At 58.2% G+C, this 12,410-nt stretch carries 11 protein-coding genes; 5 read left to right on the forward strand and 6 right to left on the reverse strand.

The window, feature by feature from the left end; all coding sequences use genetic code 11:
- Positions 1 to 29: 29 nt before the first annotated feature.
- Both WX88_RS25840 and WX88_RS25845 read right to left on the reverse strand, forming a co-directional pair.
- Positions 30 to 1,187 (reverse strand): putative sulfate/molybdate transporter, encoded by a 1,158-nt coding sequence (locus WX88_RS25840; RefSeq protein WP_046247322.1) that lies wholly within the window; start codon positions 1,185 to 1,187, stop codon positions 30 to 32.
- Between the two features lie 226 nt (positions 1,188 to 1,413).
- Complete coding sequence (locus WX88_RS25845) at positions 1,414 to 2,700, reverse strand: cation:dicarboxylate symporter family transporter (RefSeq protein ID WP_082116314.1); 1,287 nt, start codon at positions 2,698 to 2,700, stop codon at positions 1,414 to 1,416.
- A 546-nt stretch (positions 2,701 to 3,246) separates the two neighbouring features.
- On the opposite strand from WX88_RS25845, the gene WX88_RS25850 reads away from it, so the two are divergent.
- Together WX88_RS25850 and WX88_RS30590 are read left to right on the forward strand one after the other, a co-directional pair.
- On the forward strand, positions 3,247 to 3,555 hold the full coding sequence (locus WX88_RS25850) for a DUF7009 family protein (RefSeq protein WP_046247323.1): 309 nt from the start codon (positions 3,247 to 3,249) through the stop codon (positions 3,553 to 3,555).
- Between the two features lie 752 nt (positions 3,556 to 4,307).
- Positions 4,308 to 4,616 carry a hypothetical protein gene (locus WX88_RS30590; RefSeq protein WP_156176453.1) on the forward strand — a complete coding sequence of 103 codons (309 nt, stop codon included), beginning with the start codon at positions 4,308 to 4,310 and terminating at the stop codon, positions 4,614 to 4,616.
- 413 nt (positions 4,617 to 5,029) lie between these two features.
- Here the strand turns inward: WX88_RS30590 and hemA are convergent, their stop codons facing one another.
- Entirely contained in the window at positions 5,030 to 6,304 is a 1,275-nt protein-coding gene (hemA, locus tag WX88_RS25860) for a glutamyl-tRNA reductase (RefSeq protein ID WP_046247325.1), read from the reverse strand.
- Positions 6,305 to 6,616: 312 nt separating this feature from the next.
- Between hemA and WX88_RS25865 the strand changes: the two genes are divergently transcribed.
- Positions 6,617 to 7,492, forward strand: a complete 876-nt coding sequence (locus WX88_RS25865) for a DMT family transporter (protein WP_046247326.1) — start codon at positions 6,617 to 6,619, stop codon at positions 7,490 to 7,492.
- A 60-nt stretch (positions 7,493 to 7,552) separates the two neighbouring features.
- Here the strand turns inward: WX88_RS25865 and WX88_RS31095 are convergent, their stop codons facing one another.
- Together WX88_RS31095 and WX88_RS25875 are read right to left on the reverse strand one after the other, a co-directional pair.
- On the reverse strand, positions 7,553 to 7,867 hold the full coding sequence (locus tag WX88_RS31095; protein WP_046247327.1) for a hypothetical protein: 315 nt from the start codon (positions 7,865 to 7,867) through the stop codon (positions 7,553 to 7,555).
- 342 nt (positions 7,868 to 8,209) lie between these two features.
- Positions 8,210 to 8,830 (reverse strand): TetR/AcrR family transcriptional regulator, encoded by a 621-nt coding sequence (locus tag WX88_RS25875; RefSeq protein WP_046247328.1) that lies wholly within the window; start codon positions 8,828 to 8,830, stop codon positions 8,210 to 8,212.
- Positions 8,831 to 9,253: 423 nt separating this feature from the next.
- Here WX88_RS25875 and WX88_RS25880 point away from each other — a divergent pair, with 423 nt between their 5' ends.
- Entirely contained in the window at positions 9,254 to 10,270 is a 1,017-nt protein-coding gene (locus WX88_RS25880; RefSeq protein ID WP_046247329.1) for an NAD-dependent epimerase/dehydratase family protein, read from the forward strand.
- A gap of 26 nt (positions 10,271 to 10,296) precedes the next feature.
- Complete coding sequence (locus WX88_RS25885; protein ID WP_046247330.1) at positions 10,297 to 10,659, forward strand: MerR family DNA-binding protein; 363 nt, start codon at positions 10,297 to 10,299, stop codon at positions 10,657 to 10,659.
- A gap of 69 nt (positions 10,660 to 10,728) precedes the next feature.
- Here the strand turns inward: WX88_RS25885 and WX88_RS25890 are convergent, their stop codons facing one another.
- The gene (locus WX88_RS25890; RefSeq protein WP_046247332.1) at positions 10,729 to 11,904 is read right to left on the reverse strand and encodes a Gfo/Idh/MocA family protein; all 1,176 of its coding nucleotides are present in this window, start codon (positions 11,902 to 11,904) and stop codon (positions 10,729 to 10,731) included.
- Positions 11,905 to 12,410: the final 506 nt, after the last annotated feature.

Raw genomic sequence — 12,410 nt, forward strand, 5'->3', positions numbered from 1 at the left:
GACGACCTTTTCCATGACCCTAAATTAACTCAAACAGCTTCTAAGGGCTTGCCCAGGCCTACCCAGCCGCGCCGCATGGCGTAGTAGATGGCCGTACCCACGAGCAGGCCCACGAGGTAACCATAGGGCAGGCCGGCGCAGAGCAGGCCCACCAGCAGAGCCACCAGCAAATCGGCCCGGTGCTCGCTAATGTCGCGCAGCAGCGTGGCCAATGACAGGGCCTCGAACAGGAGTAGTACGCCCAGCACCGGCAGCGGAAAAATCTGCACCACGTCGGCAAAACCCTGGCTGAAAAACAGGCCCATGGTGAGGAAAATACCGCCGTAAATGACCACCGAACCGCCCGTGCGCGCCCCAAACGCATAATGCCCCACCATGCCCCCCGAGCCGTGGCACGCCGGAAAGCCCCCGAAGAAGGGGTTCACCAGGTTCATCAGCGCATAGGTGAAGCTGATTTTCCTGATGGTGAGCGGCGGGCGCTCGGGGAATAAATCCTGCGCCACCTGCCGGGTAGCGAGGATGGAATTGCCGAGCGAAAGCGGAATCTGGGGCAGGGCCAGCAGCAGGGCTCCCGTGAGGATGTCGGCCTGCTGGGGCAGGTGCCAGGTGGGCAGGCGCAGCCCCACGGCCCGCCCCGCCGTGGCCATATCAAGCTTGAAAACCAGCGCGTAGACCACGCCCAGCGCAATAACGATGAGCGCGGCCGGCCAGCGCCGGTTGCCAAACAGCACCACGGTAATCGTGAAGGCCGCCGCCGCCAGCGCGTAGCCGGCCGCGCCGTCAGCGCCCACGTATTTCGTAAGGGCTAGCGTCGCCAGCTGTAGCGCCAGCCCAAACTGAATACCCCGCACCACGGCCTTGGGCACGAGCCGCGCCAAGGCATCAATCAGCCCCGTTATCGACAGGAAAAACATGCTGATGCCAATGGCCAGCCCCCCGCCAAAAATGACCCGACCCGGAATTTTCTGGGCAATAACCAGCGCCGCGAAGGCCTTGAGCGGCTGCACGGGCATGGGCATTCGGTACCAGAGGCCGGTAAAAACCTGCATCAGCCCAAACAGAATAAGCACCCCGGCGCTATCCACCCCCGAAGCGGCAATAACGCCGATGAGCAGCGGCAAATCCGTGCCGAGGTCACCAAATGCGCCGGCCAGCTCATTGCGGTCGAAGCGGATGGGCGGGCGCATAGGAGCGGGGCGAGGCAAGGTCGAAGTTTCCACAAAGCAAATATCCACAAGTGGCGCGAAGCCTTCACTTCGCCACCCCCGCGCCATCCGAAAAGTAGGGCGAAGCCTTTGCTTCGCCATCCCGCGCCGCCAGGAAGCTGCCCATGCATCATTCAACCCCGCAAAGGCTCGCAACCATGGCCAGATATTCGGGTATCGTTCAACGTGGCGAAGCGAAGGCTTCGCCCTACGGGGCGGCTTCTTCGGCTACTTCGCCCAGATACTCGCCGCTGGTAATATTCCGGCGCAAGCGTAGCGGCCGGAGCCGCTTGCCCAATGCTTCGGCGGCCATTTCGTGGTCGAGCGCGCCTTCGGTGTGAGCCAGGAAAACGGTGGCCACGCCATTGCCGATGAAGTTGGTGATGGAGCGTGCTTCCGACATGAAGCGGTCCACGCCCAGCAGCAGGGCCAGGCCCTCCACCGGAATCACCTTCAGGGCGGTGAGCGTGCTGGCCAGCACCACGAAGCCGCTGCCCGCCACCCCCGCCGCGCCCTTGCTCGTGACCATGAGGATGCCCATCATGGTGAGAACCTGGGTGCCGGATAAATCGACATGGAATACCTGGGCCAGAAACAGCGTCGCGAGCGAGAGGTAAATGGTGGTGCCGTCGAGGTTGAAGGAGTAGCCGGTGGGCACCACCAGCCCCACCACGGGTTGCGCGCAGCCCATGCCTTCCAGCTTCTCCATCAGCCCCGGCAGCCCGGCTTCCGACGACGACGTGCCGAGCACAATCAGCAGCTCCGCCTTGAGGTATTTGAGGAATGCCCACATGCTCACTCGGCAGTAGCGCAGGATGGCCCCCAGCACCAGAAAGATGAACACGGCCATGGTTAAATACACGGTAATCATGAGCTTGCCCAGGGGCAGTAGCGTGGCGATACCATACTTGCCAATGGTGAGGGCCATGCCGCCAAACGCCCCAATGGGCGCAAAAAGCATCACCAAGTGTAGCCCACGAAACACGTAGGTCGAAGCCTCTTTCAGAAAATGAATAATGGGTTTGCGACCCGCGTATTTGCTCAGGCCTATGCCCAACAGAATGGATAGCAGCAGCACTTGCAGTGTCAGGTTATCAGCCAGGAAATGCCACCACGAAAACTGTCCGGCGCGTTTGGTGTACTCATCCGCGGCCGTTGCGCTGAGCTTGCCCACGGCCACGCCCGCCCCCGGCCGCACCAGCGCCGCCACTCCTACGCCGATGGCCAACGCCAGCGTGGTCACAATTTCAAAGTACAGCAACGCCTTTCCCCCAATGCGGCCCACCTTTTTCAAGTCGCCCATGGTGCTAATGCCAAGCGTGATGGTGAGGAAGATAATGGGGTTGATAAACATCTTCACCACGTCGATGAAGCGCTTGCCAAGGAATTCCATCTTCACCGCAGTGGCCGGCTGGAAATGGCCCAGCAGCGCCCCAGCCACTATAGCCAGTAATACCCAAAGCGTGAGGTTGCGGGTGAGGGTTTTTAATTTCATGGGCACAGCATGCGGAGGCTTTGGGCGCGGAAAGGAGTTGCAAGAACGCCATGCTGAAAAGAACGTCATGCTGCGCTGCGTTCTGTCTCGGCCATAAGCGGCACCTTATACCAGCTTCAGGGTTGTGTGGCCCGCACCTGACCTCCAATGTAGGGCAAACAGGCGGGGCGGCTGCGGGCCACCCAGGCCGGGGTGAGCAACCGCGGGCAGCATACCGCCGCGCTTGTTCACCCCGGCCGACGAGCTATTGGTGAGTAGCCGGGGTCAGCTTCGAATAGGGGTAGAAAGCCGGCGCGGCCCGCATCGCGATTTAGTGCCTATGGGTGCCCCGGGTAGCTTAGCCGTGCGGTCAGCTGAAAGCTTTGGTACAATGGCACTTGGTTTTGTATGGCGGCAGGGGCACAACATCTATTGCGGAGGCTGACGCATCGTGAATGGCGAGGCAAAGAATGCTGAACAGTAGATTATTATATTGGGCAGATACCTATCCTTTGCTACTTTCCTACGTATTGATTCATAGTCGATTTCACTCCATTCAGTTCCCAGATGAAACTTCGTTTCGAGGATAATTCCATCCGTCTGCGCCTCTCCGAGGTGGAAGTCGCTCACTTTGCTGCGACTGGCCGCGTTGCCGTCGTGGTTCCCTTGGGCCCGACCGAGCGCGAAAGCCTAACGTATGCGTTGGAGCGGTCTGAATCGGAAGAGTTTCGCATCACCCACGGCGCGGGTGCCATTACCGTGAAAGTGCCGGCCACGCTGGCCACTCACTGGACCAGCACTGACCAAAACGGCCTTTCGGCTACCCTAACGATGGCCGAAAGCCAGGCACTGAAAGTTTTAATTGAGAAAGATTAAGCGCTGATTGGTCCGCTCTGCGCTTCACTGATTCTTCCATTCCACCCATAGAGAATCTCCCGCCGAAGGCCCGGCTAAGTTGATAAAATTGACCAGCAGGCAGTCAGCAACAGTGTACTCAAAAGCAGGGCGAGCGGCCTGACCATAGCAAGGGACCGTCTCAACGGCCCGGTTTGTGGCACCCATGCCCCATTGAAAATTACTTAAAAGCTAGCTTTGATTGCTCTAGCTGCGCTTAGCCCAATCCCGACGGCTACCGTTCCGTGGCGGAGTTCTGTAAGAAGCTGTTTAGGTTAAGCGAACGAGCTAGCGCATATTTGCCACGTAAGGCCAGGCGTTGGCGTGTTGTTGCGTCCGTAGTCTTTCGCCAACCGCATTAGTGCCGGCCCAATTGCTGGCGGAAGCGGCGCCCGAAACCGCCAGCAACAAGCACGGTGTGTACCTAGTCTACCGCTAGCGCATTCCACAGCCGGACGGCAGTTGCCCCCCTTTTCCACCCTGTTATGGCCCACCACTTCCCTCTCGCAAACACACTGCGGCACCTTGTTAGCATGGGCTGCGCGCGTGGGCGACGCAGGGCCAGCGCCGCGGTCTTGCTGGGTGGGATGACGATGTCGGCCGGCTGCTCCACCCCTGCGCCCCCAGCCTCTTTTGCCCGTACGACCCATGTCCAACTCAATGACACCACCGTCTTACGGTGCCTGCGGGCCTTTGCCACGGAGCACCACGTGCAGGCACGTACTACCTTACTCTTGCTGTATCTGTCGTTGACGGAACGGGACGGAATGAAACGGTTTTACGTGACCTATTCCCGTACCCATCCCCGGTTTCAATCGGAACTGCCGCGGTTCTACACCGAAAGTGACAGCCTTTTGGTGGGGATTTACGGCGGGGCCGAGGGCTATCTGGAACCCGACACGCTGGCGTTGGCGGAGTGGCAACGTCACCTTGCTGCACACGGAGTGACGTTGCGCAACTATTTCATGTTGACGCATTACCCTGAGTGGGAAGTGACCGTGTCCGAGAAGATGGTCCGCATCGCCAAACACCATAATTATTAACCCGCCCCGTGCACAAAACCAGCCGAGGACGCGGTTTCGACAGGCGAGCGTGTAGAATGAGTCAGGTTGTTGCTGCACCGTTCAATCGGGTTCTTCTGTTTTCTCTTTGCTACTGAACATCGTGGGAACATCTTGCACCGAAGGCTCCAGCCAAAGTAGTAACATTGAACAGCAAGGAGCCACATCCAAAGCGGCCAGCACGCCGCCCTAGCTCTTCTTGTCAACAACTGTGCTCATAAAGACAGATTAAATCATTCTTTATGAATGATTTATTGCTTAATCAAAACGAAATAATATAAAAAGCCCTGGCACTATACAGTGTCAGGGCTTTTTAATAGAGATAATCACTTCCTAAGGTTGGTTATTGAAACTAGGACAAATTGCTTCCTTGTGTCTTTCCGCAATGACAGAACCTACGCGGCAACCTCGCCGTGCTTTTCCAAGTCAAACATCTCGCCCAGAATGGCTACCAGCTTATCGGCCTCGTCGCGCTTGCAGGCTGATTTGAGGTGCAGTACGTGCTGCTTCAGAATCTTTTGCATCAGCGAGCGGGTGGCTTCGTCGAGGAGCTTGCTTTCGGCGGGAGAGGCCTTTTTCTGATAGCGCTCCAGTTCTTCCTGGCGTAGAATTTCGAGGCTGGCTTTCATCTTCTGGATGAGCGGCGACACCATCATTTCCTTGGCCCAGTCGCTCAGGCCAGCAATGCTTTCGGCGATGATGGCGCGAACCTGGGGCACGGCGGCCAGGCGGGTTTGCAGGGCAGCGGAGGCCTTGCTCTGGATAGCGTCGATGTTGTAGACCAGCACGCCGGGCACCATCTCCACGTCGGCGGAGATGCTGCGGGGTACGCTCAGATCGACGAAGAACTTGAAGCTGAGCACATCGAGGTGCTCGACCAACTCGCGGGTGAAAAACGGCTCGGCGCGGTTGATGGAGGAAATAATAACGTCAGCCTCTCGCAGAGCAGGTACTAGTTCTTCAAAATCAACGAGACGCATGCCGCATTCCTCGGCCAGAGCCTCGGCCTTGGTGCGCGTGCGGTTGCAAATGGTGATGTCGTGGAAGGCTTTGCTGGCGGCCAAGTGACGGCAGACATCAGCCCCGATTTCACCCAGGCCCACTACTAATACACGCGGGTTGGCTACGTCAGCCGTCAGCTCTTCTACCAGTTCTAACGCCGCGTAGCTCACCGAAGCAGCGCCGTCGCGGAAGCTGGTTTCGGTCTGAACACGTTTGTTGGTGAAGAAAACGGTATGCAGCAGGCGGTGCAGGAAGGGGCCGGCGGCGTCGGCATCGGCCGCCCACTGATAGGCCGTCTTCACCTGATTGCTGATTTGCAGGTCGCCCACTACTTGGGCGTCAAGGCCCATGGCTACTTCGAACAGGTGCTGAACTGCCGTGTCGGCATCAGTCAGCAGGTCGAAATAGGGGAGGAACTGACCCACGTCGGGGCGGCCTTTCAGGTCACCGAGAGCAAGGATGATTTCGCGGCTGCGGTCGTCTTCGGCCGCGTAATAGACCTCGGTACGGTTGCAGGTACTGAGCACGAGCAGGTCGGATAGGCCTAATTCGTGGTGCAGCGTATGCAGGAAGCGGCGACAGGCGGCCTCGTCTAAAGAAAGCAGCTCGCGGATGGCCAGCGGGGCTTTCTTGAAGGATAGGCTAACGGCCTTGAACGGATGGGACATAGACTAAATCGGCACGAAACCGGGCGACAAAATTACGGCAGGAATCGGCAAGAATGAAACAGCCGAAGTAAGTCTCCGGTTCGGCCAGCCAGGTATTTAATAGCCAGGAACTCCCATGCGGGAGCCTCGTACCTTTGCCCCATGCCTGCTTCAAACCCACCCATTACTACACCCCCACTCGCTACTGCGCCCGTTACGGTTGCTTCGGGCGACGCCAGGATCGTCGCAGAAACAGCCTCTCCGCAGCCAGGAGTCCCACAACGGCCAAAAAATACGGGTACGCCTCAACTCACACCTGGCGTCACAACGCCCTTGGCGTGGGTACTGCTGCTCATTCTGGCATCTATCTGGGGAACCTCTTTTATTTTAATGAAAAAAGGCCTTGAGGTGTTTTCGGCTATGGAGCTGGGGGCCACCCGCGTGAGCGTGGCCTCGCTGCTGCTGCTGCCATTTGCCCTGCGTCACGTTGGAAGTGTGGTGCGCAGTCGCTTCAAGTGGTTGGCCCTGAGCGGCGTGGTAGGGACTCTCATTCCGGCTTTTCTGTTCGCCTATGCCGAAACCAAGCTGGCCTCGGGACTGGCTGGCGTGCTCAATGCCCTCACGGTGATTTTTACGCTGCTGGTGGGCGCGCTGCTGTTTGGCCAGCGGCTCACGGGCCTGCGGGTACTGGGCATCACGCTTGGGCTGGTGGGCACAGTGGTGATGCTGCTCCTTGGCGGTAGCGGCGGTACCGATACCCCCACGGGCGAAGGCAACGCCTGGTACGGCATCTACATCCTGATTGCCACCATGGGGTACGGCGTAAGCGTGAACGTCATCAAACACAAGCTCGGCGGGATGACGCCCATGGCCGTCACGGCCGTGCTATTGCTGCTCATTGGCGGGCCGGCGCTGGCATATCTGCTGCTGGGCACGGGCTTCGTGCACAAGCTGCGGACAGTCTCGGGTGCGTGGGAGGCCTTTGGCTACATCGCGCTGCTGGCTACCATGAGTACCGCAGTGGCCATGATGCTGTTCAATCAGCTCATTCAGCAATCTACGGCGCTGTTTGCGTCGTCGAGCACTTACCTCATTCCCATCGTGGCTTTGGCTTGGGGCACCTTAGATGGTGAGGCATTTAACCTCTGGCATTTTGCGGGCATGCTGGTCATCCTGGCGGGGGTACTGATTATTCACCGGGCCCGGTAAAGTAGAGTAGAACAATGCAGCTGGCGTGGGTGGGAAACTGGGCTGCGCCATTAAGCCACCTTAAACCATGGGCTGGGGTCGCTTCAGTCGACCGCCGCGCCTTGGCCGGGTCATGGGCAGGGCTACCCTGTTGGAGAATCGTGCTTTTTCAGCCGGACATGCGGGGTGTTGCTCCGATTTTAGCCCGCGAATGAAGGCAATGAGAATACTGATTTCGCCAGGAATGAGAAGGTAAAAGCAGTATTCCAGCAGCCGGGCAAGGTCAGCTATAGGAGTAAGGTCGAAATTCTCAGGACGCTGGTGGGCATCCTCCGAAGCCTTTCGAAAATGGGAATTGTACTGCGTAGCGGCGGGGTGAAGCGGAAGAATAGCCATGAGGAAAGGAAGAAGAGGGGGAGGCGAAGGACGTAGCCGATGAGCAGACCGCTGCTTTCGATAAAAAGGTGGGGCTTCTTACAGGCGGTGCGCCACGAAAGCCCCCACCGGCATGGTGATGCCCAAGAAAAGTGCTCCAGCAAGGTTTGTTGCACGTCTGCGGGCACGAGGCCGGCGGCACCGGCCGTATTGATATTTTTTGTTGTTGAAGCCATAGCCGGACTAGAGCACGACTAATCGGGACGGCGAATGGCAGGGAGAGCTAACCGGTACGGGGCATGACTTTCGAACAAACATTTATTTTAAACAACCATTTAAAGTCCGGGCAAAAAAAAGCCGTTGCTAATCTTCTTTTTCCGGCCCGAACAGGTAGGTCAAAAGCATGTCTTTAACTGTCTGCTTATGTTTTCCAACGAGCGCCGCAAACTCCGATTCACTCAACCTGAAGGCATGGCTGACAATTGACCTGGCCATGAAAGGATGCTGCACATTGCTCGTAATCAGTAGCATGAGTTGCATAGGGGCGATAGGCTTCATCTCGCCCTTGGCGATGGCCTCTTTCACCTGCCGCACAATGAAGGCGTGCTTACTCAGGCTCTTGGGCGGTAGTTCGGGGAAGAGGTTGGGATTACGCCGCATCTCGTACATCACAAACATGGGCAAATCCGGGTTTTGCTCTACCATTTCATACTCATGGTCAATCATGAGGGACACCTTCTTGCGTAAGGGAATATCCTCGTTGATAATGCTGTTCATCTTTGCGAAGAACTTCCGGTGGAAGTCCTCGAACGTAAGCTGGAACAGCTTTTCCTTGCTGCGGAAGTAGTAGTTGGTCATGGCCACGTTCAGCCCTGACGCCTCCGCGATGTCGCGCGAAGTGGTGCCGTCGTACCCCTTGGCCATGAATACCTTACGCGCAGCTTCGCGGATGCGCTCTTCAGTAGATTGGGAGGGGGCTTTCATATAAGCAGGTTGCACGAGCGTGGCAAAGGTAGTAGGCAATAATTGCCAAGCAATTGTTTTATACAGTTATTTTAAACAATTGTTTAACAACTAAAGGATTTCACCTATTTAGGAATCAGGTGTTAAAAAATTTGATTTCCAGGCGAGCCTGGAAGTTTCGGTTACTCTTACCACTTGAAAGCACTTGGACATGCACGGGCTGTTGCCTGCCGAGGCCATACTAGGCCGAAGGATAGTTGGCCTAAGCCGCAGCTGGCAGCTGTCAATAGCAGCACAGGTACGCGGAGATTGGAAAATATGATATTGATAATGTGGGGGTTGCGGAATTGTTTTGGAGGATTTGGCAAAATGACTTGACCGTGGACTATACTCCACGGTGCTACTTGGGGTGTTCTGTTAATTATTCACTTACCCTTACTGCATATGGCAAATTCTAACTTAGCCCTAGTGACGGGCGCCAACGGCCACCTCGGCAACAACCTCGTGCGGGAACTGCTTCGGCACGGCACCCGCGTGCGCGCCGGCGTCCGCAATCCCAGTAATAACGCGCCATTTGTTGGCTTGGCCTGTGAGGTTGTGCCGTTAGACATCACCAAACTCGCCGACTTGGAGCGGAGCATGCAGGGCGTCGACACGGTGTACGCCGTGGGAGCAGTCTTCAAGCTTTGGGCCCGGAACCCGCAGGAAGAAATTTACAACGTGAACATGACAGGAACCCGGCAATTGCTCGAAGCCGCGGCGGCGGCCGGGGTGCGGCGGGTGGTGTATGTGTCATCCATCGCGGCGCTGAACTATGCGCACCTACCCACCAGCGAGGCCCGTGGCTACAACCCCGACCGGCGCAATGTGTACTACAACTCTAAAAACGACTCGGAGAAGCTAGCCTTGGAATTGGCAAAAGAGCTGGGCCTGGAACTGGTGAGCGTGCTGCCGGGTACGCTGATTGGCGCAGAGATTTTTAGCCTGAATGAGTCGTACCAGATTCTGGCCAATATCTACCAAGGCAAGCTGCCCATCGACCCTAATATTTACCTGAACTGGACCCACGTGCAGGACGTGGCCCAGGCGTGCGTGGCGGCGGCTACCGCTGGCAAGCCTGGGGAGCGGTACATCCTGGCGCAGGAACGCGGCACTAGCATCCGCGAAACGATTGGTTTGCTCAATGAGCTGTTTCCCGAGCAGCCGCTGAAAACGCCGCCGCGCCTGCCCCGGCCGCTGCTCCGGGGCTTGGCCTGGCTCATGGAAACGGGTGGCAAGCTTGCTGGCCAGGCCCCACTGTTGCAAACCTCATTCGTGGATATGTTCTGGGGCCTGCGCCTGGACTACGACATCAGCAAGGCCCGGCAAGTGCTCGGCTTTCGTCCCCGGCCCGTCGAGCACGCCCTCCGCGAGGCCATTGGCTACCTGCACCAACACCCATCATTGCTCCAGCCAACGTAAATTTAGACCCTACTTTTTCTAATGATATGCTAATTGGCGAAATTGTGCAGCAGACCGGTGTCTCGCGTGATACCATCCGCTACTACGAGAAAATGGGCCTGCTGCAAGCAGAAGGTCGTCCTTCTCCCTTCAATAACTACAAGGCCTATCCGGCCACGACCGTCACCCGGTTGGTCCTGATTCAGCGAGCCAAAGACCTGGGTTTCACGCTGGCCGAAATTGCCGATGTGCTGGACCTGTGGGCCAACGAGCAGCTGCCGGCCGCCGAGAAGAAGGTCCGCATTGCCGGCAAGCTGTCCGCGATTGACGAGAAAATTGCCCAGCTGCAATCTATGCGTGCCAACCTGCTGCGCAGTATGGACGAGGTGCTGACCAATTGCCGTGACTGATGCGCGCCTGACAAAATCGATAATGTTCTCACAGCGGTTTAGCGTGAGCAAAGGTGGGGCGGAAGGTTCCTAGCGGCTGCTGGTTTTGTCGAGTACGGCCACCACGTCTTTGGTCGAAACCCGCTGGCCGGTTTCGGCGGCGCGGTAGATGGCCTCCAGCAGCTGAACATCGCGCAGGCCCATTTCGCCCGGCACGCGGGTGGGCGTGTTGTGCAGCACGCAGGCGGCGAAATCGTCCATCTGGCGCGCCTGTTGGGGTACGTTGGATAGGTTCATGGGGCCCTGGCTGGTGCGGCCCTCAATGCCCCCGTAGCTAAACGCGGGCTGCAATTCCAGCCAGCCGTTGGCGGCTTCGGCCCGCAGGCGGCTGCTGAGGTTTTCAGCGTAGCTGGTGCGGCAGTCGGCCACCGAGCCATCGGCAAACTGCATTTGCCAATTCACACCAGCTTCTACTTCCTTGAACAACACGGGGTCGGTTTTGGGCGCGAATTTGGCCGTGACCGAGGTTGGCAGCTGGCCCTTGGTGTAGATAATGCCCTGCACACAATAGATGCCCATATCCATGAGCGGCCCGCCGCCGGCCAGCTGCTTGCTCACCCGCCAGGGCGTGTCGTTGTTGAAGCGAAAGCCGTTGTCGGCCAGCAGGCGCTTGATGGGGCCGAAGGTCTGTTGCTGACCCAGGCGCATCATTTCCTGATGGTGGGGCTCAAAATGCAGGCGGTAGCCGATGCTGAACTTCTTGCCGGCCTTCTGCATCGCGGCAATCATGCGACGGCAGTCGGCGGCCGAGGTCGCCATGGGTTTTTCGCAGATGACGTGCTTGCCGGCTTTGGCCGCTCGCTCTACGTACTCGGCGTGCAGGCCCACGGGCAGCACTACGTATATGATGTCAATGGCGGGGTTATCGGCAATGCGGTCGAAGGTCTGGTAATTGTAGACGTTGGCGTCGGGGATTTGGTACTGCTGCTGCCACTGCTTGGCTTTGGCAGGCGAGCCCGTGACGATGCCAGTCAGCTTACACAGCTTGGTTTGCTGGAGGGCTGGGGCCAGTTGGCCGGTGCTGTACTTGCCCAGACCCACCAGCGCCACCCCGAGGGGCTTATCTGCCTGAGCGCTGCCCGGCGTCCCAAGCCCCCCAAGGGACTGGCCCAGCGCATTGCCAACCAGGGTAGAACCCACGCCCAGCGACAGCAGGCGCACAAAGTCCCGGCGGGAAGTGGCAGAAAATTGGTCGAAGGTTTTCATAGTAGTGGAGGTTGCCATCCTGTTACCTCATTAGACAATAGATGGTTGCCTCATGCTGCAAGTGGGCCGGGAATAGGGGTAGCCGCCGTCAGGCCCAGGTGCTTCAGCAGGGTAAAAAACAGAGGAGCGCAGCGTTACGGTCTTCCAGCCAATGAGAACTGAGTGGCGTGCCACCAAGCACTGGCGCTGCTCCATCACTCATTCACGTAGGGCCACTCCTGAAAGCGGATGGCCAAGCCTGCCTGCCGAGCATTGCCCCGCGCCTGACCAGCTAGCTAACGGGCTCTTTCGCTCTTTCAAGAATATACGTCGAAAGCGGGGCTGCCGCGGAGTGCAACTCCGCCCCTATACCAATAAAAAGCCGTCTACCGGGGACTACAAGTCCTCAGTAGACGGCTTTCGGGGACCCAAAGGAGGGACCGGTTACTAAGCGGGTAGCCCGGCCTTGTGGGCCGGTACGAGCGCGAGCAGGGCGTCGGCGCGAGTCACGCGGCCTTCGGCCGTGT

This window comes from Hymenobacter terrenus (genome assembly GCF_000972495.1).
Lineage (GTDB): Bacteria > Bacteroidota > Bacteroidia > Cytophagales > Hymenobacteraceae > Hymenobacter > Hymenobacter terrenus.